The sequence below is a fragment of the Flavobacterium sp. AED genome, from assembly GCF_000812945.1.
GTDB lineage: Bacteria > Bacteroidota > Bacteroidia > Flavobacteriales > Flavobacteriaceae > Flavobacterium.
In genome coordinates, this window is the sequence record NZ_JSYM01000007.1 from 93,850 (window position 1) to 120,711 (window position 26,862).

At 34.4% G+C, this 26,862-nt stretch carries 22 protein-coding genes; 14 read left to right on the forward strand and 8 right to left on the reverse strand.

Going from position 1 to position 26,862, the window contains the following annotated elements; all coding sequences use genetic code 11:
• Positions 1–28: 28 nt before the first annotated feature.
• A complete protein-coding gene (locus OA85_RS16495) occupies positions 29–334 on the reverse strand; it encodes a hypothetical protein (RefSeq protein ID WP_039110936.1) in 306 nt (101 codons plus the stop codon).
• A gap of 293 nt (positions 335–627) precedes the next feature.
• Positions 628–2,178, reverse strand: a complete 1,551-nt coding sequence (locus OA85_RS16500) for an SDR family NAD(P)-dependent oxidoreductase (RefSeq protein WP_039110937.1) — start codon at positions 2,176–2,178, stop codon at positions 628–630.
• 447 nt (positions 2,179–2,625) lie between these two features.
• Here OA85_RS16500 and OA85_RS16505 point away from each other — a divergent pair, with 447 nt between their 5' ends.
• Entirely contained in the window at positions 2,626–3,432 is an 807-nt protein-coding gene (locus OA85_RS16505; RefSeq protein WP_039110938.1) for an O-methyltransferase, read from the forward strand.
• Positions 3,433–3,465: 33 nt separating this feature from the next.
• Complete coding sequence (locus OA85_RS16510; RefSeq protein WP_039110939.1) at positions 3,466–4,095, forward strand: carbonic anhydrase; 630 nt, start codon at positions 3,466–3,468, stop codon at positions 4,093–4,095.
• A gap of 141 nt (positions 4,096–4,236) precedes the next feature.
• Here OA85_RS16510 and OA85_RS16515 read toward each other — a convergent pair whose 3' ends face one another.
• Positions 4,237–4,911 carry a hypothetical protein gene (locus OA85_RS16515; RefSeq protein WP_039110940.1) on the reverse strand — a complete coding sequence of 225 codons (675 nt, stop codon included), beginning with the start codon at positions 4,909–4,911 and terminating at the stop codon, positions 4,237–4,239.
• Between the two features lie 372 nt (positions 4,912–5,283).
• Here OA85_RS16515 and OA85_RS16520 point away from each other — a divergent pair, with 372 nt between their 5' ends.
• The 7 genes from OA85_RS16520 (at position 5,284) to OA85_RS16550 (ending at position 13,348) form a co-directional block, all read left to right on the forward strand.
• Positions 5,284–5,970 (forward strand): ABC transporter ATP-binding protein, encoded by a 687-nt coding sequence (locus tag OA85_RS16520; RefSeq protein ID WP_039110941.1) that lies wholly within the window; start codon positions 5,284–5,286, stop codon positions 5,968–5,970.
• Positions 5,971–6,122: 152 nt separating this feature from the next.
• Entirely contained in the window at positions 6,123–6,980 is an 858-nt protein-coding gene (locus tag OA85_RS16525) for a RimK family alpha-L-glutamate ligase (RefSeq protein ID WP_039110942.1), read from the forward strand.
• A gap of 31 nt (positions 6,981–7,011) precedes the next feature.
• On the forward strand, positions 7,012–7,581 hold the full coding sequence (locus tag OA85_RS16530) for a cob(I)yrinic acid a,c-diamide adenosyltransferase (RefSeq protein ID WP_039110943.1): 570 nt from the start codon (positions 7,012–7,014) through the stop codon (positions 7,579–7,581).
• 247 nt (positions 7,582–7,828) lie between these two features.
• Positions 7,829–8,050, forward strand: a complete 222-nt coding sequence (locus OA85_RS16535; protein WP_007138072.1) for a DUF2795 domain-containing protein — start codon at positions 7,829–7,831, stop codon at positions 8,048–8,050.
• A gap of 84 nt (positions 8,051–8,134) precedes the next feature.
• On the forward strand, positions 8,135–11,476 hold the full coding sequence (secA, locus tag OA85_RS16540; protein ID WP_039110944.1) for a preprotein translocase subunit SecA: 3,342 nt from the start codon (positions 8,135–8,137) through the stop codon (positions 11,474–11,476).
• Between the two features lie 488 nt (positions 11,477–11,964).
• Positions 11,965–12,732, forward strand: a complete 768-nt coding sequence (locus OA85_RS16545; protein WP_039110945.1) for a DUF1444 family protein — start codon at positions 11,965–11,967, stop codon at positions 12,730–12,732.
• Positions 12,733–12,919: 187 nt separating this feature from the next.
• Positions 12,920–13,348: a hypothetical protein gene (locus OA85_RS16550; protein ID WP_039110946.1), complete on the forward strand. Its 429-nt coding sequence runs from the start codon at positions 12,920–12,922 to the stop codon at positions 13,346–13,348.
• A 207-nt stretch (positions 13,349–13,555) separates the two neighbouring features.
• Here the strand turns inward: OA85_RS16550 and OA85_RS16555 are convergent, their stop codons facing one another.
• Complete coding sequence (locus OA85_RS16555; protein WP_039110947.1) at positions 13,556–14,218, reverse strand: RNA methyltransferase; 663 nt, start codon at positions 14,216–14,218, stop codon at positions 13,556–13,558.
• Positions 14,219–14,283: 65 nt separating this feature from the next.
• On the opposite strand from OA85_RS16555, the gene OA85_RS16560 reads away from it, so the two are divergent.
• The 4 genes from OA85_RS16560 (at position 14,284) to OA85_RS16575 (ending at position 19,657) form a co-directional block, all read left to right on the forward strand.
• Positions 14,284–14,976, forward strand: coding sequence for an NAD-dependent deacylase (locus OA85_RS16560; protein ID WP_039110948.1), 693 nt, complete (start codon positions 14,284–14,286; stop codon positions 14,974–14,976).
• 67 nt (positions 14,977–15,043) lie between these two features.
• Positions 15,044–16,390, forward strand: coding sequence for an adenylosuccinate lyase (gene purB / locus OA85_RS16565; protein ID WP_039110949.1), 1,347 nt, complete (start codon positions 15,044–15,046; stop codon positions 16,388–16,390).
• A gap of 17 nt (positions 16,391–16,407) precedes the next feature.
• A complete protein-coding gene (locus tag OA85_RS16570) occupies positions 16,408–17,193 on the forward strand; it encodes a polysaccharide deacetylase family protein (RefSeq protein WP_052257293.1) in 786 nt (261 codons plus the stop codon).
• A 223-nt stretch (positions 17,194–17,416) separates the two neighbouring features.
• Entirely contained in the window at positions 17,417–19,657 is a 2,241-nt protein-coding gene (locus OA85_RS16575; RefSeq protein ID WP_039110950.1) for a cation:proton antiporter, read from the forward strand.
• A 62-nt stretch (positions 19,658–19,719) separates the two neighbouring features.
• On the opposite strand, the gene guaB is transcribed toward OA85_RS16575, so the two are convergent.
• Entirely contained in the window at positions 19,720–21,192 is a 1,473-nt protein-coding gene (gene guaB / locus OA85_RS16580) for an IMP dehydrogenase (protein ID WP_039110951.1), read from the reverse strand.
• Between the two features lie 162 nt (positions 21,193–21,354).
• On the opposite strand from guaB, the gene OA85_RS16585 reads away from it, so the two are divergent.
• Positions 21,355–23,856, forward strand: coding sequence for a cation-translocating P-type ATPase (locus OA85_RS16585; RefSeq protein WP_039110952.1), 2,502 nt, complete (start codon positions 21,355–21,357; stop codon positions 23,854–23,856).
• 7 nt (positions 23,857–23,863) lie between these two features.
• Here the strand turns inward: OA85_RS16585 and OA85_RS16590 are convergent, their stop codons facing one another.
• From OA85_RS16590 to OA85_RS16600, 3 genes are all read right to left on the reverse strand, one after another.
• Positions 23,864–25,258 (reverse strand): DUF5723 family protein, encoded by a 1,395-nt coding sequence (locus OA85_RS16590; protein ID WP_039110953.1) that lies wholly within the window; start codon positions 25,256–25,258, stop codon positions 23,864–23,866.
• Positions 25,255–25,806: a hypothetical protein gene (locus tag OA85_RS16595; protein ID WP_039110954.1), complete on the reverse strand. Its 552-nt coding sequence runs from the start codon at positions 25,804–25,806 to the stop codon at positions 25,255–25,257. Before OA85_RS16595 ends, OA85_RS16590 begins: the two co-directional genes overlap by 4 nt.
• A gap of 101 nt (positions 25,807–25,907) precedes the next feature.
• Entirely contained in the window at positions 25,908–26,771 is an 864-nt protein-coding gene (locus tag OA85_RS16600; protein WP_039110955.1) for a hydroxymethylglutaryl-CoA lyase, read from the reverse strand.
• Between the last annotated feature and the right edge of the window lie 91 nt (positions 26,772–26,862).

Below are 26,862 nucleotides of genomic sequence, written 5' to 3' on the forward strand. Positions count from 1 at the left end.
TTATAAACTTATACCCTTTATAAATGGTTTATGCCATAAACAAGGTCTTCTTGTGGTAGTTGTATAAAATCGAATTGTAAAGGGTTCCTTTAGGCGCTACTGTTTCTGAAGAAGCATCAAACTTGATACCGTTGTGTTTACGGAACAAGTAAATTTCTTTTAGACAATTAGACAAACTCTTATGAATGAATGTCCTAAAAGTTGGCAATTGCTTGTCCCCTACCAATAAATCAATTTGGTAATTCGAACTTGTTTTCGATATATTGTTTCCGATGATTTTTATAGTAAATTTTGTCGGAATTCCGTTTTGTTCCCCTTTATACTCTATTACCATAGTATTTAAAATTAAAATGTGGTTAAATTAGATAATGTTTTAAACTTTTATATTTATTGAATTCTATATTAAAGATACTAATATAAAGAAAACTGCATAATAACAGCCCCTAAATTATTAATTTACAACAAAACTAATTAATAAAACGGTTTTGAACCTAATTTAAAACTCTAAAAATTTCATAAATTATTGAGTAGTCCTGATTTACAATCCGTGTCGGTAAAGCAAGCAAACAAAAAACCACAACAGAATTAGATTTTGTTGTGGTTTTTAATTTTATAAATGAATAATTTCTACCAAGGAATAGGATTGTAATCTTTCAAAAATTTCCCACACCAATGTTTTCCTGTATTAATACCGTCAAACAAAGGATCCATAACCCTTGCAGCACCATCCACAATGTCTAATGGCGGTTGAAAATCTTCTTCTTCCTGTTTTCTTTTGGCTAATTCTGCTGGATCTTCGTCGGTTACCCAACCCGTATCTACGGCATTCATAAAAATTCCGTCTTTTGCCAAAGTTCCTGATGAGGTATGCGTCAGCATATTCAAAGCTGCTTTGGCCATATTGGTATGCGGATGGCGGTCTTCTTTAAAAAAGCGATGAAACTTTCCTTCCATAGCCGATACATTAATAATGTGCTTTTGTCCCGTGTTGTTTTTCTTCATTACTTCCGAAAGGCGGTTACACAGTACAAATGGAGCCACCGAATTCACCAACTGCACTTCAATCATTTCCGTCGTTTCTATTTGTCCCAATCGCAAACGCCAGCTGTTGGTTTTTCTTAAATCTACTTGCTGCAAATCGGCATCGAGTTCTCCTTCCGGGAAAACTTCATTCGCCACCAGCGCATTATCAAACGAATACGGAATCTGGGATAATTTGGCGGAAGCCCGCAACCCAATTCCCGGTTCTGGTCCATGCCAAGTCACCGGCATATTTTGATTTGAAGAAACTCCTGAGGTCAACACTTTTAATTCATCCAAACAATTGGTATGATCCAGTAATAATTCTTGTGCTTGTTGGGGTAAAGAAGCTATAGGAAGTTCCTCGTTTTCCATTAAATGGGTATAGAATCCGGCGGGACGTCTCACAGTTTGTGCCGCATTATTGATTAAGATATCCAATCGTTCGTATTTTTGCTCAATGAAATTGCAAAAAATTTCCACACTGGGAATGTGTCGTAAATCCAAACCGTGAATTTTTAAGCGATGTCCCCAATCCATGAAATCATCCTCCTTAGAAAAACGCAATGCTGAATCCACCGGAAAACGAGTAGTAGCAATAACTGTTGCTCCGCCACGCAACAGCATCAACGTAATGTGATAGCCTATTTTTAGACGAGAACCTGTAATAACCGCTACTTGTCCATTTACGTCTGCAGTTTGAAAACGTTTCGCGTAATTAAAATCGCCACAATCGGTACACATTGTGTCATAAAAATGGTGCATTTTAGTAAACTCCGTTTTACATACGTAACAATTTCTTGGCGTTTCCAATTCTAATTGTTCTTTGAGAGCGAGATGGTTCATTGCCAATAATTTTGGCGCCACAAAAATACTCGCTTCACGAGCATGACGAATTCCGGTTTCCTTACGGGCAGTTCGGTCGCGCTTTTCCATTTTCCTTTTGACAGCTAACTTTCCGTCTTTTTTTCTACGGGAAAGTTCGTCACGATCCGGTCTGGAAAACATTCCAGCCGCTTTGATTAAGGCCGTTCGTTGTTCTTTTGGGATATCAAATATTTGGTCTGTATCGGTATTCAATTGTGCCAAAATAGCGATGCATCGGTCAATTTCTTCCGAGCTTATGGCAATCTTATTTTCTATTGCTGATGTTATCATTATATAAAACAGGCATTTTTATTAGCAAAAATACCAAGGGTGCAAATATACTATTTAAAGTGAATAGTATTTAGGAAGAAGCAATTCGTGTAATACCTGAATTATTACTAACCTGAGTTCGACTATTATAGTATTGATTTTCAAAACCGTTTATAATCCTACAAGGTCAAAAAAAGACCTTGTAGAAAAACCAGCTAACCGAAAATTAATGATAAACAGCTTATTATTAGTAAAACAACAATCGTATTCAAGTTCCTAATTACAAAGGCATACACTTTCAGAATTAACCGTGTTTAGTCAGTAAGGGAATTAAACTTTTAAAATATTTTCCCTTTTGAATCTGCGTGAATCTGCCAAATCTGCGTGTCTATATTTTTCACGCAGATTATTCACTCCGCACTAATTGCTCCTTTTTCGTACCTTCGCCCCTACTTTGCAAATGTTTCTATGTTATTCCAAATAAAATCGTACTTACAATTCCTTTGGCACTCAAAAAATGAGCATGCGGTACATTCGCCATTTGTGTTTACTTTATTGACCAAATGTTTTTATGATAAAAAGTCAAAACCCGAATATGCTGTTTTAAAGAATTACAGAAAATCGCTTTTAGAAAACAGCAATACCATTGAAGTCACTGATTTTGGTGCAGGTTCGAAAGTTTTCAAATCGAATACAAGAGTAATTTCCAAGATTGCAAAAACTGCTGGAATTTCTCCAAAACGTGCCGAATTATTATTTAGAATCACGAATTATTTACTGCCTGACCCGAGCGATAGTGAACAGGCGAAGCAATCTATTTTAGAGATTGGTAGTTCATTAGGATTAGCGACTTCCGCGCTTTCTTTAGGTAATTTAAAAGCAAAAATAATCACTTTAGAAGGTTGTCCGGAAACAGCCAATCAATGTCAATTGCAATTGCAAAAGTTCAATATCAATAATGTGGAATTAGTAATAACGGAATTCGGCGAATATTTACAATCCCAAAATCTAATATCTAATATCTTCAATCTAATATATATAGACGGTAATCACTCCAAAAAAGCCACACTGGAATATTTCGAATTATTACTTCCAACGATTACCAACGAAACCGTTTGGATTTTCGATGACATTCATTGGTCCCCAGAAATGGAAGAAGCTTGGAAAATCATCCAAAAACATCCAAAAGTGACTGTTACGATTGATACGTTTCAATGGGGATTGGTATTTTTTAGAAGAGAACAGCCCAAAGAACATTTTGTGATTCGGATTTAGATTTTGTATATTTAATCTTCAAAACAACACCACATGGACGTCAAACAAATTTTTGAGAATAATCGCAATTGGATTGTCAAACAACTTCAATCTGACGAAAATTATTTTGATAAACTATCCGAAGGACAATCTCCTGAATTTCTTTATGTTGGTTGTTCTGACAGCCGTGTTTCTGCCGAAGAACTCATGGGCTTACAACCAGGACAGGTTTTTGTACATCGAAACATTGCCAATATGGTTCCTAATACGGACCTTAACTCCATGTCAGTTATTAATTATGCTGTAGTACATCTAAAAGTAAATCATATTGTCGTTTGTGGACATTATGGTTGTGGCGGTGTACTTGCAGCCATGCAACAATCTGATTTGGGTATCTTAAATCCTTGGCTAAGAAACATTCGTGATGTGTACCGAATACACAGGAAAGAACTGAACTCCATAACAAATGAAGGAGAAAGATATAAAAGGCTGGTGGAATTGAATGTGCAGGAACAATGCATCAATATCATCAAAACTGCCGAAGTTCAAAAAGCGAACAGCGAACGCAATTTAAAAGTTTATGGATGGATTTTTGACATCCATACCGGTACACTAATTGACCTGAAAATAGACTTTGATGAAATATTGAAGGATATTAAAGCAATTTACAAAATAGTAACCTAATGACTGTTTGTTAAAAAAAAATTAACGATAAACTAATCTAATTCAAGATATCGTTTTTAGAATCAATATTAGAAAAATCAAACATAAAAAAAATGACAGCCATTGCTGACTGTCATTTCTAAATTTGAATTAGTAACTTCCTTATTCTTTAGCTCTTTTCATTTCTCCTGATTTTGCTCCCATTCTATTCAATGTATACATTGGCGCAAATTTCAATTTTAAACCAGCAATTTTTCTGTTGTCTGCAGACGAAAGTCCTTCTTTTTCAACAGTATTTTTTCTACTGTCCAATGCTTCGTACATTAATTTAACTTCATCCCAGTCTTCACGAGAATATTTGTCTTTATTGTCTTCAACAGCATGCACAAATTGTTGGTAAACTCTATGAATATTAGCCGCATTTACCCAGTCAAAATTCATGTCATCTCCTATTTTTCCTTCTCCAAACAAAGCATTTCTTAGTTGTTGTTTTGGATTTGCAACCGCAGTAACTTTTTGTTCAGCTGCTTTTTCAGCTTCAACTTTAGCTTTCAAAGCTTCATATTTTGCATTAGCGGCATCAAGACGTTCTTGCATTTTTACATTATCTTTCATATTAGTCAAAGCCGCCTGTGCTTCTCCATTTCTTATTTGATATGTCGCTTCAATTCCTTGCCAATTTTCTTTAGCATCTTTAGCCGCAACATTACCTAATGAATCTACATACATTACATAAGTGTCAACTGTTTTCTCTGCTTGTTCCGCTTTTTCATCTTTACAAGAGGTAAATCCTAAAGCGATTACCGCTAATCCTAACAACAATTTTGTATTTTCCATAATTACTTGATTTGATTAAATATTACATCCACAAATATAATTAGCATTATAGCATATTCAATAAAAAACCAAAAATTATGAAATAAATCAAATTAATTGTGATATAAAAAATAAAAAAATGTGAATTATATAAATTATTACCAAAATAGTATAAACTATAAAAAAGCAATTATGCGTATCAAAAATAGCATTTGAAGTAAAAAAACAATTATTACAATTATATAAACCATTTTGCTGTTTTAAATTGAGCCCAAAAATGTAACAATTTTAAAAAAACTGCTACTTATTAATAATTCAAAAGTCTTTTGTACTTTTAAAATCTAATTTAATAGTTCCCTAAGCAATGCTCAAGGGTAAAAATCAAAAATACCAATGGCGAACCCGTTAATAAAAATAACCAATATCAAACGAGATTTTGTACTCGGAAACGAAATCGTTTATGTACTTAAAGGCATTGATTTACAAATAAATAAAGGGGAATATGTTGCATTAATGGGACCATCAGGATCTGGAAAATCAACTTTAATGAATTTATTAGGTTGTTTGGACACACCAACTTCAGGGAGTTATATTCTGAACGGAAAAGATGTCAGCCAGATGAAAGATGATGAATTAGCCGAAATTCGCAATAAAGAAATTGGTTTCGTTTTCCAAACTTTTAACCTTTTACCAAGAACAACTGCACTAGATAATGTGGCTTTACCCATGATTTACGCAGGATTTTCTAAATCCGAGAGAAATGCCCGAGCTACTGAAGTATTGGAGCAGGTAAATCTTGCCGATAGAATGGATCATCAACCCAACCAACTTTCGGGTGGACAACGCCAGCGTGTGGCAATTGCCCGTGCTTTGGTCAACAAACCGTCCATCATCCTTGCTGATGAGCCAACAGGAAATTTAGACAGTAAAACATCTGTGGAGATTATGAAGCTTTTTGGCGACATTCACGCTAATGGTAATACCGTGATTTTAGTAACTCACGAAGAGGAAATTGCAGCTTACGCCCATAGAATTATCCGTTTAAGAGATGGACTTATAGAAAGTGATACTACTAAATAGTTTTTTTAGGAGCTATTCCGGCTATTCGCTTGTATCTCTTTCATGTGATTCTTCCTTCGTCTGAATCACATAAAGAGGATACCGCTGCTATCCGGGCTAGGGAATCCCACTAAAAATGCTATATAAAATTCCAAATAACATCTGCAACCAAAATGAAAATTGCTTTACTGACCTGCGAAAAACTTCCTGATTTAACTCCCGAAGATCAAAAATTAATTCCTGCATTAGCAAAACATAACATAGAAGCCAAAGCGGCAATTTGGAGTGACAAAACCATCAATTGGAATGATTTCGACTATTTAATTTTTCGCAATACCTGGGATTATTTCGAAAAAGAAACCGAGTTTACTATTTGGCTCGACCAAATAGAAAAATTAGGAATTAAAACGCTTAACCCCATTGGAGTAATCAAGCAAAATATACATAAGTTTTATTTGCGTGAAATGGAAAAGCAAGGAATCACAATTCTTCCCACAGTTTTCATAGATAAAACAGACAATCTTAATCTTACAGAACGCATTCCCTCCCATTGGGAAAAAGCAGTTATAAAACCGGCATTTTCTGCGGGTTCCTATCTCACCGAAGTTTTTGAAATAACGGATATTCCAAAAATAAACGAACAATACAAAACGATCGCTTCAGAGAAAGAATTGCTTTTACAGGAATTCATGCCCCAAATTCAAACATTAGGCGAAACCTCTTTTATCTTTTTTAATAAAAAATTCTCCCATTGTGTCAATAAAAAACCTGTAGACGGGGATTTTAGAGTACAATCCCAATTTGGAGGAAAATACAATTTGGTTCAACCAAGTCAGGAGCTTATTGAAAAAGCACAAAAAATTACGGAAACATTCCCAGAGAATTTACTGTATGCCAGAGTGGACGGAATAGTAATCGAAAATGATTTGTACGTAATGGAAATTGAATGCATCGAACCCGATTTGTATTTCAATCTCAGCGAAGGTTCACTGGAACGATTTGTAACAGCAATAGTGGAATTAATACCCTAAATTTGTTCTTTTAAAATCAAATAAACGGTAGATGAAAGTATATACAAAAACTGGAGATAAAGGAACAACAGCACTTTTTGGTGGAACCAGAGTCCCAAAAGACCATGCCCGAATAGAAAGTTATGGCACCGTTGACGAATTGAATTCCTATATCGGTTTAATTCGGGACCAGGAAATGAATAGCCATTACAAAGAAATCCTTATAGAAATTCAAGACCGATTATTTACCGTTGGCGCCATATTGGCTACGCCTCCCGAAAAAGAGGTGATGAAAAACGGCGAATTGCGTTTAAAAAAACTAGGGATAATCGAGTCCGATATTGAATTATTGGAAAATGAAATTGACGCTATGGAAGAAGCATTGCCACCAATGACTCATTTTGTACTTCCTGGCGGGCATACAACTGTGTCATATTGTCATATAGCACGTTGCGTTTGTCGCAGAGCAGAGCGTTTAGCAGTACATTTAAGCCACAATGAACCCGTTGCTGAAATCGCAATTAAATACCTGAACCGACTTTCTGACTATCTTTTTGTGTTGGCACGAAAGTTGTCTCATGATTTGAACGCTGCGGAAGTTCAATGGATTCCAAGGAAATAAGATTTTTGATATCAGATTAACGATTTTTGATATCAGATTTTTTTAAACTTAAAGATTCATATTTATAGATTGAATAATATTGATTAAAAAGATTTAAATACCAACTTTTTTAAATCAAAAATCGTTAATCTTAAATCAAAAATCAGCAATAAATAAAACGTTCTTAACTTTAACTAAAAATAAATGATTTTTTACTTGTCTTTTTCAGTAAAAAATTTATTTTTGCACAAAACTAAATCGACAACAGATGTATTGGACATTAGAATTAGCATCCTATTTAAGTGATGCCCCGTGGCCTGCTAACAAAGACGAACTTATTGACTACGCTATTAGAGCAGGAGCTCCATTAGAAGTAGTAGAAAACCTTCAATCTATAGAGGATGAAGGCGAGATATATGAATCAATGGAAGAAATTTGGCCAGATTATCCTACAGACGAAGATTATCTTTGGAATGAGGATGAATATTAAAAAGTAAACCAAGAAAAAGTCTCAAAAGAGGCTTTTTTTTTGTTTAAATTTACACAATTACACAAATAGAAATAAAAACATATTATGAGTTTTATAAACAGTATCATTAAAGTCTTTGTTGGAGATAAATCTCAAAAAGATGTAAAAGCTTTACAGCCTTATCTTAACAAAATCAAAACTTTTGAAAATCCTCTAATGGCATTATCCAATGATGAACTTAGAGCGCGTACCGCATTTTTCAAAGACAAAATAAAACAAGCCCGTTCTGAAAAAGATGCGAAAATTAACGCATTAAAACAGGAAGTGGAAAGCATTGAAGACATTGATAAAAGAGAGGATATTTATATCGCTATTGATGCGCTGGAAAAAGAAGCTTACGAAATTTCGGAGAAAACGTTAATGGAAATTCTTCCAGAAGCATTTGCCGTAGTAAAAGAAACCGCTAGACGATTTAAAGACAACACTCAAATCGTTGTAACTGCAACTGCAAAAGACCGTGAGTTTTCAGCAACAAAAAGCTACATCACTTTAGATGGTGACAATGCAATTTGGGCTAATTCATGGAGTGCAGCCGGTAAAGAAATTACTTGGGACATGATTCACTATGACGTACAGTTAATAGGCGGAATGGTTTTACATGAAGGAAAAGTAGCTGAAATGCAAACGGGTGAAGGAAAAACATTAGTAGCAACCTTGCCTCTTTATTTAAATGCTTTGACTGGAAACGGGGTACATTTAGTAACGGTGAATGATTACTTGGCAAAACGTGATAGTACATGGAAAGCTCCTTTATTCGAATTTCATGGCTTAACTGTTGAATGTATTGACAATTACCAACCAAGTTCTGAAGGAAGAAAAAAAGCATACAATGCTGACATCACTTACGGAACGAATAATGAATTTGGTTTTGACTACCTAAGAGATAACATGGCACATACGCCAGATGAATTAGTTCAAAGAAAACACAATTACGCCATTGTCGATGAGGTCGATTCTGTTTTGATTGATGATGCAAGAACACCATTGATTATTTCAGGACCAGTTCCACAAGGAGATCGTCATGAGTTCATGGAAATGAAACCAAAAATTGAAAACTTAGTTAGTTTACAACGTCAGTTGGCTAACGGTTTCTTATCTGAAGCTAAAAAATTAATCAAAGAAGGAAATACTAAAGAAGGTGGATTCTTATTGTTAAGAGCATACAGAAGTTTACCTAAAAACAAAGCTTTAATTAAATTTTTGAGTGAAGAAGGAATCAAACAATTGCTTCAAAAAACCGAAAATCAATACATGCAGGACAACAATCGCGAAATGCACAAGATTGATGAAGCGTTGTATTTTGTAATTGAAGAAAAAAACAACCAAGTTGAATTGACTGATAACGGAATTAAATTCCTTTCAGGAGATACAGATGCTGATTTTTTCGTACTTCCGGATATTGGAACCGAGATTGCAGCTATCGAAAAGAAAAAACTGGATAAAGACGCAGAAGCGGAAGAAAAAGAAAGATTATTCCAAGATTTCGGAATTAAAAGTGAGCGTATTCACACTTTGACTCAACTTTTGAAAGCCTACTCTTTATTCGAAAAAGATGTAGAATATGTAATCATGGACAATAAAATCATGATTGTTGATGAACAGACAGGTCGTATCATGGATGGTCGTCGTTATTCTGATGGATTGCACCAAGCAATTGAAGCCAAAGAAAATGTAAAAATTGAAGCTGCAACACAAACATTTGCAACAGTAACTTTACAAAACTATTTCAGAATGTACAGCAAATTAGGCGGTATGACTGGAACAGCAGTAACTGAAGCGGGTGAGTTATGGCAAATATACAAACTGGATGTGGTAGAAATTCCTACTAACAGAGGAATGGCACGAAAAGACAAAGAGGATTTTATTTATAAAACTACTCGTGAGAAATTCAATGCCGTAATTGAGGATGTAACCCAATTATCAAATGCGGGAAGACCAGTATTAATTGGAACAACTTCTGTAGAGATTTCGGAATTATTAAGCCGAATGCTAAAAATGAGAGGTGTTGCGCACAATGTATTGAATGCAAAAATGCACAAACAAGAAGCTCAAATCGTTGAGGAAGCAGGAAAATCTGGTGTTGTGACGATTGCTACTAACATGGCTGGTCGTGGTACCGATATCAAATTATCTGCCGAAGTAAAAGCGGCCGGTGGATTAGCGATTGTAGGAACAGAACGTCACGATTCACGTCGTGTTGACCGTCAGTTACGTGGTCGTGCAGGTCGTCAAGGTGACCCGGGAAGTTCTCAGTTCTATGTTTCTCTTGAAGACAACCTAATGCGTTTGTTTGGTTCTGAAAGAGTAGCAAAAGTGATGGACAGAATGGGATTGCAGGAAGGCGAAGTGATTCAGCATTCTATGATGACAAAATCTATCGAACGTGCTCAGAAAAAAGTAGAAGAAAACAACTTTGGTGTTCGTAAACGTTTATTGGAATATGATGATGTTATGAATGCACAACGTGAAGTGGTTTACAAACGTCGTCGTCATGCATTGTTTGGAGAGCGTTTGAAATTGGATATTGCTAACATGCTTTACGATACTTGCGAATTAATTGTTGACGAAAATAAAGCCACAAATAATTTCAAGAACTTTGAATTCGAATTAATTCGTTATTTCTCTATCACTTCTCCGGTTACCGAAAGTGAGTTTGTGAAATTAACTGAAATGGAATTAACAGGTAAAGTATATAAAGCAACATTAGAATTTTATACCGAGAAAACAGAAAGAAGTGCAAGAGAAGCTTTCCCTATCATAAAAGATGTTTACGAAGATAAAAACAATCAATTTGAGCGTATCGTAGTTCCATTCACTGATGGAATCAAAACCTTAAATGTGGTTACCGATTTGAAAAAAGCGTACGAAACTCAAGGGGCGCAACTTGTTGCTGATTTTGAGAAAAACATCACTTTGTCTATTGTTGATGAGGCTTGGAAAAAACACTTACGCAAAATGGACGAGTTGAAACAATCCGTTCAATTAGCCGTTCACGAACAAAAAGATCCATTGCTTATTTACAAACTGGAAGCATTCAATTTGTTTAGAGGAATGCTTGACAATGTAAATAAAGAAGTTATTTCATTCTTGTTCAAAGGTGATTTACCGGCTCAAGAGAATCAAAAAATTCAGGAAGCAAAAGAAGTTCGTCAGAAAGAAGATTATAAATTGAGTAAAGACGAAATTCCAAATAGCGAAAATATAAATCGTGAAGCGGGAGAAACGCAACAACGACAGGTAACGGAAACTATCGTGAGAGATATGCCAAAAATCAATCGTAATGACAACGTTACAATTCAAAACGTGGCTAACGGACAAACGCAAGAAATGAAATTCAAAAAAGCCGAAAGCTTAATCGCATCAGGTCAATGGGTTATTGTTAACTAATAACCGTTCCATTTCTCTATAAAATTAAATTCCCCAATTACGAAAGTAGTTGGGGAATTTTTTTTATCCTGAATTCATTTCAGGAGCCGTTCCCGCCCTACGCTGCAAGCTATTTGGTTTCAAACCCTTTTTCTAGCCGCTGTCAGGAGCTTCCTTTGGTCGCTCTGCCACCACCAGGAAAAAGTGGTTTTCAACTGGCATAGGCTTTCCACTACTGTCAGGGCTAGGGATTTTGTGATAAATAACTCCGTTTACGGTTTCCCGTAATAATCCTGCAATCAAAGAATATATATTTGAAAACAATTAATTACTAATTCCTATTTATAAGATTTTTCAGCGATTAATTTATATATTTGAAAATAAATAAAGTCTGACGTTTATCAGACCTATCTTTCCTATTTTGGGGTGATAGGTCTGATATCGTTAGTAGTATATACTAGTTGGCGGTAATATTGCCAAACGAAAAGGAGAATATATAATTTAAAAATATGCTTAACGAAACTGAATTTTCTCAAGAATTTGCTAAATGCTTAATTCAAAAAGTCGCAGGCTTAAAAATATTTTCTGTAAATGGTCTTGAAATTCAAACAGAATTCGAAAACTCGAATAAATACAAACATTTTCTCAACAATTGTTACTCGGAATATTTACGAAAACCAGAAGATATTGAGGAAATCTTTGAAAAGTATTTAAATACGACTGATAGTTTATACAAACCAAAAGAAACTTTAAAAATCAGTGATGTTTTACCTGTAATTAAAGATGAGAGATTTATTCAAAGTATAATTGAAATAAATCCAGATTTTGAAAAAAACCATACTTACGAAAAGTATAATGAAGATCTATATATTTTTTATGTTGAAGACACAGAAACAAATATAAATTATTTGAAACAAGAAGATTTTGAGAAACTAAATGTCAAACTAGAAGAACTGCGAAAAATTGCCATTCAAAATTTATCAAACTCAGTCGAAATTGAGAAACACGGAGAAAATGGTTTTTACATATTACTAGCAGACGGCAATTATGAATCAAGTTTGATTTTACTTGACATTTGGTATAAAGAAAACTTTGATGTAAACGGAGAAATTGTGATTGGAATCCCTTCTCGTGATTTATTAATTATTACAGGCAAAAATGACAGTCAAAATTTAGATAGGATCAGTAAAAAAATAATTGAAATTAATGAAAATGGTGACCATTTAGTTTCTAATAAATTGTTTGAATATCGAAACGGAAAATTTGAAACTATATAAAAATACTACCGCCAACAGCTACTACAACGGATTTGGGCATTGGGCTTAATGGAAAAATGGTTTTGTATTTGGGATGAATTGGCAAATCCGAAGATAAGGCTTAATTTAGTCCCAAACCCGCTGTAGTACCAGAACGTTACCTGCAATTGCAAAAAAGCTGAAACGACAAATAACAATTAAAAAATATATGAGTTGTATTTTAAGAATCGAAGGAGATAATTTTAAAGTTCACGAGTTTTTAAAACAAACAAATCTTCAACCTTATATTGCTTATTTAAAAGGCGATGAACTTGGTTTTACAAGAAGTGGAATAAATACATATCAGATTAACGGTTGCTCATTCGATTTAAGCAAGGCTGATTTTGATAGGTTTGATATACAAAAAAAAGATGCATTGAATTTTTTAGAAATGCATTTTGAAAAATTAAAATTGCTTCCTGAATATGGTTTACTAATAGATGAAGTTCCAATTATTGACTTTGGCATTTTCACAAGAATGTTTGATGTTACAGTACAATCCGACTATTTAGAACCCAAATTATTGAAACTTGCAGGAGAATTAAATTTCGGAATTGAAATTAGTCAATATATTCAATCTGAAAATGAGGAAATATAGTAAAGCACCTGCAGGTAACACACGCTACAAACAATTTGGGCAATTGGCTTAATGGAAAGTTGGTTTTGTATTTGGGATAATTTGGCAAATCCAAAACCGTGCCGACTACGATAAGCTCTTAATCAAAAGATAATATTAGATGTGATTGCTTCGTTCCTCGCAACAACTCAGTTAACCGTTAAAATCTAGTTTTAGCGTTCGTTTACGCTACTTCGGGTTCTCCTCAAAATACCGTTCTTCTATTCTTTTAATATCTTTTATGGAATTCTTGGCCCAAGCTAATCTTTTTACTAAAATTTCCTCTTCGGATAAATGCCAATCGATGTTTGAATTGCGCAATCGATTCGTCAAGTTTTGAATAATTATCGCAGCTGAAACCGAGATATTCAAGCTCTCTGTAAAACCAACCATGGGAATTTTTAGAAAACCATCAGCACGTTGTAAAATTTCTTCTGACAACCCGTCTCTTTCAGTTCCAAAAAACAAAGCGCTTGGTTTCGAAATATCAAAATCGTCCATCAAACAATCATTCTCGTGAGGGGTTGTGGCTATGATTTGATATCCTTTAGCTTTCAAAGTATCAACACAGTTCGTAATGCTGTCGAAGGTATTGATATCAACCCATTTTTGAGCGCCCATCGCAATTTCCTTATCGATACTTTTTCCGTACCGTTGCTCAATCACATTCAATTCCTGAATTCCAAAAATCTCGCAACTGCGCATTACCGCACTCGTATTGTGCATCTGGAAAATATCTTCTACGGCAATGGTAAAATGATTGGTTCTGTTTTCCAATACTTTTAGAAATTTTTCTTTGCGGTTATCAGTCAGAATATTTTCAAGAAAATTAAGATAATCGATATCAATCATTGTGGGTTATTTTTTTGGCAAAAATACTAAAAAAGAGTAGTTTTATCTCTTAATGCATTTTACAAATGAAAAAGAAATTAGTGGTATTGACTGGCGCTGGTATTAGTGCTGAAAGTGGCATAAAAACTTTTAGAGATAGCGACGGACTTTGGGAAGGGCATAACGTTATGGATGTTGCAACTCCGGAAGGCTGGCATAAAAATCCCGCTTTAGTGCTGGATTTTTATAATCAAAGACGAAAACAACTCAAAGAAGTAGAACCAAACTTAGGTCATCAAATTTTAGCAGAATTAGAAAATGAATTTGAGGTGTACATTATTACCCAAAACGTTGATGATTTACATGAACGTGCCGGAAGTTCCAATGTGTTGCATCTTCATGGTGAATTATTGAAAGTCAGAAGTACGAAAAACCCAAATTATATTCTGGATTGGCAAGATGATTTAAATTTTGGTGATTTAGATGATAACAAAAATCAATTGCGTCCCCATATTGTTTGGTTTGGCGAAGAAGTTCCTGCACTTGATGAAGCTATAACAATTACTCAAAGTGCGGATTATTTTGCGGTGATCGGTACGTCTTTACAAGTATATCCTGCGGCAGGATTAATCGATTTCACCGCCCGTGAAACACCCATTTTTTATATTGATCCAAAACCTATAAAAATCCCAAATCTCAGAAATCCACTGGATGTAATTCCTGAAGTGGCCTCTGAAGGCATGAAAACACTAAAAAAGAAGCTAATCGGACTTATTTAAAAACCATTCGTTTTCTATTTTGTCACGAAAGGTTTATATTTGTGCTTTTCCAATAAATAACACGACAATGACTACTTTAAACGAATTGAATGCTATTTCTCCTATTGATGGAAGATATAGAAGTAAAACCCTTTCTCTAGCTCCATTTTTCTCTGAAGAAGCTTTAATCAAATACCGCGTATTAGTTGAAATTGAATATTTTATTGCTTTGTGCGAAGTTCCTTTACCACAACTAAAAAACGTAAACCCGAATTTATTCGAAAGTTTACGCGACATTTATAAAAATTTCTCTACCGAAGATGCTCTTTGGATAAAAGAAACCGAAAAAGTGACCAATCACGATGTAAAAGCGGTAGAATATTTCATTAAAGACGCTTTTGAGAAATTAGGTTTATCTGAATATAAAGAGTTTATCCACTTTGGATTGACTTCTCAAGATATTAATAACACTGCTATTCCGCTTTCTACAAAAGAAGCTTTCGAGAAAGTGTACATGCCTTCTTTGATTACTTTAACTTCAAAATTGAAAGATTTAAGTATTGAATGGAAGGACATTCCTATGCTTGCCCGTACACATGGCCAACCGGCTTCCCCAACTCGTTTGGGTAAAGAAATTGGTGTTTTTGTAGAACGTTTAGAAGAACAAATGCGTTTGTTGTTTAATGTTCCTTTTGCGGCTAAATTTGGTGGAGCAACAGGAAATTACAACGCACATCATGTGGCTTATCCACAAATTGACTGGAGAAAATTCGGAGGAAAATTCGTTGAAGAAAATCTTGGTTTACACCACTCCTTCCCGACTACACAAATTGAACATTACGATCATTTCGCTGCATTTTTTGATGCTTTGAAAAGAATAAATACCATCATCATTGATTTAGACAGAGATATCTGGACGTATGTTTCGATGGAATATTTCAAACAAAAAATCAAAGCGGGAGAAATTGGTTCTTCAGCGATGCCACACAAAGTTAACCCAATTGATTTTGAAAATTCAGAAGGGAATTTAGGAATTGCAAATGCAATTTTCGAACATTTATCTGCTAAATTACCTTTGTCAAGATTACAACGCGATTTAACTGACAGTACGGTTTTGAGAAATATTGGTGTACCAATGGGACATACGATAATCGCTTTTGAAGCTACTTTGAAAGGATTAAATAAATTGTTATTGAACGAACCAAAATTCCACGAAGATTTAGAGAAAAACTGGGCAGTTGTTGCTGAAGCGATTCAAACTATTTTACGTCGCGAAGCGTATCCTAATCCTTATGAAGCATTAAAAGGTTTAACCAGAACCAATGAAGCAATTGACAAAAATGCAATTCATGGTTTTATAGCTACCTTAGATGTTTCGGATGCAATTAAAGCCGAATTAATGCAAATCACTCCAAGTAATTTCTTAGGGATTTAAACAAAAAAACATATAAAGTGCAAAGTAATAAGAACAAAAAACTTTTTAAATTCATATTACTTTGTACTTTTTTTTTATTTTCTTGTGAGAATAAAAACACTTCTCAAAAAAACAATCTTAAAGAGATAAATCCTGGAGTTGTAATCTCATTCGACGATACAAGTGTCAATGAATGGTATCAAGCAGACAAAATATTACGCCAATATTCTTGGAAAGCTACTTTTTGTGTTTCTAAAATAAATACACTACGTCATTCTGAAATAAAGGAACTCTTGGAATTGCAAAAAGAGGGACATGAAATTGCTGGACATGGTTTCCATCATTTTGATGCTCCTAAATTTGTTGCCAAAAATGGAATTGAAGCCTACATCAATCAGGAAATAAATCCGATGCTTGCTATCATGCATTTTTATTCCATAAAAGTAACTTCATTTGCCTATCCATTTGGATTTAGAAATGCAACTATAGATGCTGCTCTTTTAAAAAAATTTAAAATTATTAGAGGAACAACCTACGGTGCAGAAGATCCTTTTTTCCAAAAATGCTATTTCAATAACTCAAAATTAGTCCTCGGAATAGGTATTGATACGGATCATCCCAATTTCAGTATTCCTTATCTTATAAAATTATTAGATTATGCTAAACGAAAGCACAAAATTCTAATATTGTTTGGTCATATCCCTGTAATGAATGTTACGGCCAATTATCAGACCAAAATGGAAACATTACAACTGATTTGCAATTATGTCAAACAACATAATATGACCTTTTATACTTTATCTGAATTGAATGATTTAAAATAAAATATCATTACATTACAACAGCAAAAAGTATTAATTTTATAAAAACTCAAATATTTCTGGCTAAATAGCCCAGACTGGAGTGAAAAGCCTTGAGAAAATAAAGTTATTTTTTCTTGTACTTACAGAGCGACCAAAGGAAGCTCCTGTAAGTGCAATAGAAAAAAAAAATTATGAACGAAAGCTTGAAACGTAAGGCTGGAATAGCTCCTAAAAATAAAAATCTATGAGTACAGTAGCAGCAGTAGCGGAAGCATCACATCACTTGAAGCCATTAATAAGCGATTTAGGACTGATCCTCATGACAGCAGGGGTTGCCGTTTTATTGTTTAAAAAAATTAAGCAACCACTGGTTTTGGGATATTTGATTGCTGGATTTTTAGCAGGAAATCATTTTGATTTTTTTCCATCGGTGAATGATATTAAAAGTGTGGAGGTCTGGGCAGAAATTGGGGTGATCTTTTTATTATTCAGTTTGGGACTGGAATTCAGTTTTAAGAAATTGATGAAAGTAGGCGGAACAGCTTCTATTACCGCGATTACTCAAATTTTCACGATGGTATTAGTTGGTTTTATCGTAGGCCAATGGATGGATTGGTCGAAAATGGATAGTATCTTTTTAGGCGTTATTCTTTCGATTTCATCAACGACAATCATTCTCAAAACATTTGACGAATTAGGCGTAAAAGCACAAAAGTTTGCCGGAATAGTAATAGGCTCGCTCATTGTTCAGGATATAATTGCCATTTTGATGATGGTGTTACTTTCGACTGTTGCAGTGAGTCAGCAATTTTCGGGCAGTGAATTATTTCAATCTGTTTTAAAATTAGTGTTTTTCTTAACGATCTGGTTTGTTGGTGGTATCTTTTTTATTCCAACTTTACTCAAAAGAGCAAAACATTTATTATCCGATGAAATGTTGCTTATTATTTCGCTTGCCTTATGTTTAATGATGGTAATTTTGGCAGCTGATGTTGGTTTTTCACCTGCTCTTGGTGCCTTTATTATGGGTTCCATCATTGCCGAAACAACTCAAGCGGAACATATTGAACATTTAGTGAAGCCCGTTAAGGATTTATTTGGAGCTATATTTTTTGTATCTGTAGGGATGTTAATCAATCCGCAAACTTTATATGCCCATGCGATTCCTGTACTGATTTTGACAGTCGTTACTATTTTTGGTCAATCAATAAGCTCTACAATTGGGGCATTACTTTCCGGGCAACCTTTAAAACAATCCGTGCAGACGGGAATGAGTTTGTCACAAATTGGTGAGTTTTCTTTTATCATAGCCACATTAGGAATGACACTGAATGTAACTAGTTCTTTCTTGTATCCTATAGTGGTGGCAGTTTCGGCGGTGACAACATTTACCACGCCATTTATGATAAAATTATCTACTCCTTTTTCAGAATTTCTAGCAAAAAAGTTACCTAGAAGATGGATCAAAAGAATTGAGCGTTATAGTGCGAATGCCCAAGCCATTAAATCAGTTAGCAATTGGCAAATTGTAATCAACGCTTATATTGTTCAAGTCGTCGTTTACTCCGTAATTATATTTGCCGCCATTTTACTTTCGTCAAAATATCTTTTACCAATGGTTACTGATTTTAAATTTGGTAATGCTATAGGCGCACTAATTACTTTGGTGGTACTTTCTCCTTTTTTATGGGCACTGTCATTACGCCGTGTCGCAGTAAATGAAGTGGCAATCTTGCTTGAAGAACGAAAGTATCGTGGTCCAATCTTGATGATGTTTTTATTACGACTGCTCCTTACTATCTTTTTTATTGGATTTTTATTAAATATTTTCTTCTCTCCTGTTATTGCTTTCATCACGTTGATTGTAGCTTTGGCCGTTTATTTTGTTTTCCAAAAAAGATTAAATGCACAATATCATAAAATTGAAAATCATTTCTTAAAAAATCTGAATGCCCGAGAAATCACTAAAGCCAAGAGAAGCAGAAGCGACTTATCACCTTGGGATGGACACATGACTTTTTTCGATATTGCGACAGAGTCAAATATTGCTGGAAAGACATTGGAAGAACTGAAAATCAGAGAGCAAATTGGGATAAATATTGCGTTTATCAAAAGAGGGGATATTATGATCAATATTCCAAATAAAAATGAGCGTATATTTCCTGGCGATGAAATTTGTGTGATAGGAACTGATACACAGGTAGCAGCATTTAAATCCTATTTAGACCAACATGAAATTGATGTTCCTAATGAAGTTAAGGAAGCTGAAATTGTGTTACGACAAATAGAATTAAAAAATGAAGCGTTCATAGGAAAAAGCATCCGTCAATCACAATTACGAGAAAAAACCAGTGGACTGATTGTAGGAATAGAAAAAAAAGGAAACCGAATTCTCAATCCGGAATCCAATATTATTCTTGAAAAAAATGATATCCTTTGGATTGTAGGCGATAAAAAATTATTAGCCGATTTGGTACATGAATAGGAATAAAAAAAGTGCAAGAAATGAATCTTGCACTTTTTTTTTATTTTTATCTACAGACTATTTTATCTAGAATAGTTCGGAGCTTCTTTAGTAATCGTTACATTATGAGGATGACTTTCGTTGATTCCACTTGCAGTAATACGAACAAAACGACCCGTATCTTGTAAAGTAGGAATATCTTTTGACCCACAATATCCCATTCCGGCACGAAGACCACCAATGAATTGTTGCATACTTTCGTTCAATTCTCCTTTGTAAGGTACACGACCTACAATTCCTTCTGGTACCAGTTTCTTAACATCATCTTCCACATCTTGAAAATAACGATCTTTAGATCCTTCTTGCATCGCTTCAACAGAACCCATTCCACGATATGATTTGAATTTTCTTCCTTCGAAAATAATGGTTTCTCCTGGAGATTCCATTGTTCCTGCTAGTAACGAACCTAACATCACACAATCAGCACCTGCAGCAATCGCTTTAGGAATATCACCTGTGTAACGAATTCCACCATCAGCAATTACGGGAACTCCAGTACCTTTAATCGCTGCAGCCACTTCAAGTACTGCAGAAAATTGTGGAAAACCAACACCCGCAACAATACGAGTAGTACAAATAGAACCTGGTCCTATTCCTACTTTCACACCATCGGCACCATTCTCAACAAGATATTTGGCTGCTTCGGGAGTGGCAATATTACCAACAATAACGTCTAAGTTAGGGAATTTAGCTTTCACTAATTTTAGTACATCTACAACTCCTTTTGTATGTCCGTGAGCGGTATCGATTATAACTGCATCTACTCCGGCATTAACTAAAGCAGTAGCTCTTTCAACTGCATCTGCAGTAACACCTAATGCAGCAGCAACACGTAAACGTCCGTATTTGTCTTTGTTTGCATTTGGTTTTTGAGTTAATTTGGTAATATCTCTAAACGTAATTAGACCAACTAATTTATAATCCGTATTTACTACTGGAAGTTTTTCGATTTTATACCCTTGTAAAACTACTTCAGCTTGTTCAAGAGAAGTACCTTCGGCAACTGTGACCAAGTTTTCACTTGTCATTACCTCAACGATAGGTCTGGCATTGTTTTTTTCGAAACGTAAATCTCTATTGGTAACAATACCTTTTAATATTTTATTTTCATCGACAATTGGAATACCTCCAATTCCGAATTCTTTCATTGCATTTTTAGCATCGGCTACTGTCGAAGTCAATGGCAAAGTCACTGGATCAATAATCATCCCTGACTCAGCTCTTTTTACTTTACGAACTTTTGCAGCTTGTTGCTCAATAGTCATGTTTTTATGTAAAACACCAATGCCTCCTTCTTGCGCCATAGCAATTGCCATTGCACTTTCAGTAACAGTATCCATAGCAGCAGATACAATAGGAACGTTAAGTGTTATGTTTCTTGAAAATTTTGATTGGATACTCACTTCGCGTGGAAGAACATTTGAGTAATTAGGAACTAATAGTACATCATCGTAAGTTAATCCTTCACCGATAATCTTAGAATTGTGTGCGATCATTGCAATTTGTAGTTGTAGTTAAATTGCGTGCAAATATAGACAATCTTAAGCAAAAAAACGATAGTTTTTTATATTAAATGATTAAATTGCATAATAGCGCATTATTTCTGTGACTAGCTACTGCATTTGTTTACAATCTATAAATTTGATTCATTTCTTTTCATGACAGATATTAAACAACAATTAAAAGGATTTTCCAATGATGAAGTCATCCAATCAAGAGCGAAGTATGGTTCTAATTCCATAGCGCATCAGGATAAAAATAATTTCTTCACTTCTTTAATCGAAATGGTTAAAGAGCCCATGTTTTTGTTGCTTGTGACTGCAACCAGCATCTATTTCATCACAGGAGATTTTGGAAATGGAATTTTCATGGCTGTAGCTATACTAATCGTTTCTACTATTTCACTGTATCAGGAATCAAAAAGTAGAAACGCAATTGAAGCACTAAAAAAGTTATCACAACCCAAAAGCAAAGTCATTCGCAATAGCGAAATTATGGAAATTCCAAGTGAAGAAATTGTCTTGGGAGATTTGATTCAAACGGAAGAAGGCACCTTTATCCCTGCCGATGGAATCATTATACAATCCAATGATTTTTCTGTAAACGAATCCATCCTTACAGGTGAATCGCTTGCCGTTTTTAAAAATGAAACCTCAGAAAACAAACAAGTATTTCTGGGAACAATTGCCACTAGCGGTTTAGCAATTTGTAAAGTAACAGCTATTGGTAACCAAACTAAACTGGGTAAAATAGGCAAAAGCCTGGAAACAATTATAGAAGAAAAAACGCCTTTGCAATTGCAAATCGGGAACTTTGTAAAAAAAATGTCATTTATAGGATTAGTCATTTTTGGTATTGTTTGGGCGATTAATTATTATAACTCCAACGCTATTTTAGACAGCCTATTGAAAGCATTAACCTTAGCAATGAGCATTATTCCTGAAGAAATTCCAGTTGCTTTCACCACCTTTATGGCTCTGGGCGCCTGGCGGTTGATGAACATGGGTATTATAGCAAAACAGACAAAAACTGTGGAAACCTTGGGCAGTGCCACCGTAATTTGTACCGATAAAACAGGAACCATAACCGAAAACAAAATGAGTCTGGCGCAATGGTATACATTTTCATCGAATGAAATTTCAAATTCAAAAAAAGTTCTAAATAGTGAAGAGCAAGAATTATTAACGCTCTCGATGTGGGCCAGTGAGCCAATTCCGTTTGACGCAATGGAAATTGCATTGCATGAAGCGTATTCAAAATTAGAAATTCCCGATGACCGACCTAATTTCAAATTAATCCATGAATATCCATTGAGTGGAAAGCCTCCCATGATGACTCATGTTTTTGAAAATAAAAAAGGAACAAGAATTATTGCCTCCAAAGGTGCTCCGGAAGCATTGATTGCATGTGCTAATTTATCCGAAAAAGAAACACAACAAATTCTTACTGCCATGACAACTATGGCTAAAGAAGGATTCCGTGTTCTAGGAGTTGGCGTTGCTGAATTTACAGGAACAGACTATCCAAAAAAACAGCAGGATTTTTCATTTCATTTTAAAGGCTTAGTTGCTTTTTACGATCCTCCAAAAGAAAATATAAAAACGGTTTTTGAAACATTTTATAAAGCAGGCATTCAGGTAAAAATAGTTACGGGTGATAATGCAGAGACAACTGCCACAATTGCTAAACAAATTGGTTTTCAAAACGCAGAAAAAACATTGAATGGAGATGAATTAATGGCAATGGATGAAGCAATGCTAAAAGAAAAAGTAATGGAAACCACCGTTTTCACAAGAATGTTTCCTGAAGCTAAACTCAAAATTATAAAAGCACTGAAAGATAATAATCAAATTGTAGCCATGACAGGTGATGGAGTAAACGATGGCCCTGCTCTAAAATCAGCTCACATAGGAATTGCCATGGGTAAAAAAGGAACCGAAATTGCCAAACAAGCTGCCAATCTTATCCTCATTGATGATGACTTATCTAAAATGATTGACGCCATTGCAATGGGTAGAAAAATATATAGTAATCTAAAAAAAGCAATACAATACATTATTTCAATACACATTCCAATCATCATGATTGTCTTTATTCCTTTGGCATTGGGATGGATTTACCCAAATATTTTTTCGCCGGTTCATGTTATTTTTCTGGAGATAATTATGGGTCCAACCTGTTCTATCATTTATGAAAATGAACCAATGGAGCGCAATTTGATGTTACTCAAACCAAGACCTTTTACCACTACCTTTTTCAACCTTAAAGAGATTGCCATTAGTATTATTCAAGGTATAACAATCACTATTGGGCTTTTATTCGTCTATCAGTATTGTGCAACTGATAATTGCTCAGAAAGCGTGACAAGAACTACCGTTTTCTTAACTTTAATAGCTTCTAATATTTTCTTGACACTTACTAATCGTTCCTTTTATTATTCCATATTTACAACTTTAGGCTATAAAAACAATTTAGTTCTACTGATTATTGGTTTGACAATTCTAATCACTGCTTTATTGCTGTTTGTTCCCTTATTTGCCCATTTTTTCCAGTTCGAAAGTGTTTCTGGTTTACAAATGGGACTGAGTATTTTAGTGGGATTTGTTTCGGTACTTTGGATAGAAATTTACAAATGGTTTAAAAGAAGAAGCCATCAGTAATTATATATCAATAAGGCTCATTACTGTCTTTAAAAATAATGTTTAATCCAAATTGAAAAGAAATACTATTGGCTTTTGCCAAATCATGATATTCTAACAGGTTATCTGCAAGAACATATAAATTGAGCTTTCCAAACTGGCCAGACAATCCCAAACCTATATTTTTATAAGAATATGAATCTAATGTATACGTTGCTTTCATTTGCAAAGAATTTAAAATACGTCTTCTATAATAGGTGGTGAAAGCCATAAAAGGTGTCCTTGGAGTAGACATAATAAATAATTGAGCACCCACAGCATTTTTATATTCAGACTCAGTGCCGTCACAATTACAATCTTTACTTCTCGCATCATCAAATGAATATTGGACAGAAGAATTAAACTTCGCGGGACGCCAAGTAGTATATTTAGCATATAAAGTATCCAATGGAATTGCATCTTTAAATTCCTGGTATATATTTCCTGAAGAACTCCCATTAGCAAACTTAGGAGTTATTCCTTCGTATTTATAATATCCTTTATACGTGAAAGTTTCCACATCTTTAGAATGCTTTATAAATCCAACATCAACAATACTTGCCGTAAACTGAATATTTTTTTTAGGATAATACGTAAGTCCGGCATCGAAACCAAGCCCTAAATCACCTCCAAAAAAAGCTTTTTTAGTGATGTCTTTTACTATATCACCTGAATAATCTTTCTCAGTATATTTTGAAATTCCAGAGGTATTGAGTTCTAAATTAGAAGAAATAACTTGTTCATAAATCCCATTATTCGAAGGAATCGTATAAATATATCCTGAATTTTTAGTTGAAGTAGCATTAAAAGCACTGGAATAAATCTTTCCTCTTACCCCAACAATTAAATTCTCATTTATATTTTTATGAAATCCGACATGAAGAACCGAAAGCATTTCAGCCTTAACATTCAAATCGCCCAAATTAAAGGCTTTTCCTAAATAATTACTATTTCCGTCCAAAGCTAATATCGCTAAATCTTTAGGCATATAACTCAGAAAATCAAATTCCTGATACATTCCAAAGGAAATATAAGAGTTACTTTGCCAATCGCCTACTTTGAAACCTCCATTAAATAATTCTATCTGCTCATTGATTGTTGCTTTATCTTTTCTGGTGGTGGAAAATACAACATTCCGCAATTTGACATTAAAATCAACTCCATCATTGGCAAACAAATCATAGGCTGAGAATCCGCTGGAGCCTACATTAGCCGAAATTCCAGATAATAACGGAACTCCAAAATATCCTTTATATTTCACATCAGAACCCGGATTAGTCATCAAAGACTGAGGAATTGAAGTAAAATTATATAAAATTTGTTTGTTTTGGGAAATAGATTTAAATGATATAAATAGAACAAAAAGGAAGATTATTTTTCTCATTGTATAACTAAATAAGCAGTTACACTTGAACGTAATATTATGCTTCCTGTACTATTCTCAGTCAATAAAGGTCCTGGAGACATCCTGAGGATGAAAGCAATTTTAGTGGTTCTTTTCAATAAATCAAGTTTAGCATTTGCAAACACATCGGTTTTAGTTACCAAATTTTTAACTCCCGTGTAAGCAGGTATAACAAAATTAGTAAAATAAAGAGGCTGATCATTTTTGTCCAAATACACTAAGTCTAAAGTGTAAGCTCTATTTATAGTATTATTGATTTCAAAAAAGAAATCAACTCTTGCTAAATTATTTTTAAAAAAAGCATCATTAAAAACATCAACGGTAGGGGTATCAATAGTTACAGTTTGTTCCACTCCATTAGTTACAAATTTATTTGCAGGAACATCAAAATAAGCCAAATTAGCAACAACAACAGGTTCTAATTTCAAATCATTTGCCTGATTAAAATCAAGATTACTCGAACATGAAAAAGAAAATAACACCAAAATTAGTGTTCCTAAAATTCTATTGAAAGCCAGTAGTTTCATTCTATTTATTTATTAAAATCAACCTCATAATTACTAAACTATCAACGCACCAAAGTGCTACTTATTATTATTGTTATTCCTATTCTAAAAGCTATCTTTTTCTAATGAAATTCCCCAAACAACTTAGAAGCTTCATTATAAGCACTTTCAAAACTCATAGGACTTGTATTGGTATTTTCTTTTTGTGACGTAAAATAAGACAATAATTTCTCTGTGGGCATATTTCCTGTTAAGTCATCCGTTGCCATTGGACATCCACCAAAACCTTGGACTGCTCCATCAAAACGTCTACAACCTGCTTTATAAGCTGCATCAATTTTCTCAAACCATTTATCAGGCGTGGTATGAAGATGGGCCCCAAACTCTATTTTGGGATATTTAGGAATTAAATTCGAAAATAAATAGGAGATTACATCTGGCGTCGAACTTCCCACCGTATCCGAAAGTGAAAGGATTTTAACTCCCATATCAGATAATTTTTGGGTCCACTCCCCTACTATTTCAGTGTTCCAAGGATCTCCATACGGATTTCCAAAACCCATAGAAAGATAAGCCACCACTTCTTTATTGCTTTTGTCAGCAATATCAAGAATTTCTTGTAACGTGATTAAAGATTCTGCTATTGTTTTGTGCGTATTTCGCATTTGGAAATTCTCTGAAATCGAAAAAGGAAAACCTAAATAGTGGATTTCTGGATGAACAGAAGCTAGAGCTGCCCCTTGTGTATTGGCAATAATCGCAAGAAGTTTACTTCTGGTTTGAGACAAATCAAGTTGTGCCAAAACTGCTGCGGTATCCTGCATTTGCGGAATCGCTTTTGGTGAAACAAAACTCCCAAAATCTATGGAATCAAATCCTACACGCAATAACGATTGTATATAAGATACTTTTCGCTCAGTAGGAATAAATTGCTTAATGCCTTGCATGGCATCGCGTGGACATTCTATAATTTTTATTGGCTCCATAGAAATCCAAAGATAGAAAAACAATTATGAATTTTAAATTATGAATTTTAAATTTCACTAAATTGATAGTATTACGTCTTTTGGTAATAAT

What these genes read in the sequence shown, in the direction of transcription:
- OA85_RS16495 (WP_039110936.1), bottom strand. Translation starts at nt 334, where the DNA reads ATGGTAATAGAGTATAAAGGGGAACAAAACGGAATTCCGACAAAATTT.
- OA85_RS16500 (WP_039110937.1), bottom strand. Translation starts at nt 2,178, where the DNA reads ATGATAACATCAGCAATAGAAAATAAGATTGCCATAAGCTCGGAAGAA.
- OA85_RS16505 (WP_039110938.1), top strand. Translation starts at nt 2,626, where the DNA reads ATGTTATTCCAAATAAAATCGTACTTACAATTCCTTTGGCACTCAAAA.
- OA85_RS16510 (WP_039110939.1), top strand. Translation starts at nt 3,466, where the DNA reads ATGGACGTCAAACAAATTTTTGAGAATAATCGCAATTGGATTGTCAAA.
- OA85_RS16515 (WP_039110940.1), bottom strand. Translation starts at nt 4,911, where the DNA reads ATGGAAAATACAAAATTGTTGTTAGGATTAGCGGTAATCGCTTTAGGA.
- OA85_RS16520 (WP_039110941.1), top strand. Translation starts at nt 5,284, where the DNA reads ATGGCGAACCCGTTAATAAAAATAACCAATATCAAACGAGATTTTGTA.
- OA85_RS16525 (WP_039110942.1), top strand. Translation starts at nt 6,123, where the DNA reads ATGAAAATTGCTTTACTGACCTGCGAAAAACTTCCTGATTTAACTCCC.
- OA85_RS16530 (WP_039110943.1), top strand. Translation starts at nt 7,012, where the DNA reads ATGAAAGTATATACAAAAACTGGAGATAAAGGAACAACAGCACTTTTT.
- OA85_RS16535 (WP_007138072.1), top strand. Translation starts at nt 7,829, where the DNA reads ATGTATTGGACATTAGAATTAGCATCCTATTTAAGTGATGCCCCGTGG.
- secA (WP_039110944.1), top strand. Translation starts at nt 8,135, where the DNA reads ATGAGTTTTATAAACAGTATCATTAAAGTCTTTGTTGGAGATAAATCT.
- OA85_RS16545 (WP_039110945.1), top strand. Translation starts at nt 11,965, where the DNA reads ATGCTTAACGAAACTGAATTTTCTCAAGAATTTGCTAAATGCTTAATT.
- OA85_RS16550 (WP_039110946.1), top strand. Translation starts at nt 12,920, where the DNA reads ATGAGTTGTATTTTAAGAATCGAAGGAGATAATTTTAAAGTTCACGAG.
- OA85_RS16555 (WP_039110947.1), bottom strand. Translation starts at nt 14,218, where the DNA reads ATGATTGATATCGATTATCTTAATTTTCTTGAAAATATTCTGACTGAT.
- OA85_RS16560 (WP_039110948.1), top strand. Translation starts at nt 14,284, where the DNA reads ATGAAAAAGAAATTAGTGGTATTGACTGGCGCTGGTATTAGTGCTGAA.
- purB (WP_039110949.1), top strand. Translation starts at nt 15,044, where the DNA reads ATGACTACTTTAAACGAATTGAATGCTATTTCTCCTATTGATGGAAGA.
- OA85_RS16575 (WP_039110950.1), top strand. Translation starts at nt 17,417, where the DNA reads ATGAGTACAGTAGCAGCAGTAGCGGAAGCATCACATCACTTGAAGCCA.
- guaB (WP_039110951.1), bottom strand. Translation starts at nt 21,192, where the DNA reads ATGATCGCACACAATTCTAAGATTATCGGTGAAGGATTAACTTACGAT.
- OA85_RS16585 (WP_039110952.1), top strand. Translation starts at nt 21,355, where the DNA reads ATGACAGATATTAAACAACAATTAAAAGGATTTTCCAATGATGAAGTC.
- OA85_RS16590 (WP_039110953.1), bottom strand. Translation starts at nt 25,258, where the DNA reads ATGAGAAAAATAATCTTCCTTTTTGTTCTATTTATATCATTTAAATCT.
- OA85_RS16595 (WP_039110954.1), bottom strand. Translation starts at nt 25,806, where the DNA reads ATGAAACTACTGGCTTTCAATAGAATTTTAGGAACACTAATTTTGGTG.
- OA85_RS16600 (WP_039110955.1), bottom strand. Translation starts at nt 26,771, where the DNA reads ATGGAGCCAATAAAAATTATAGAATGTCCACGCGATGCCATGCAAGGC.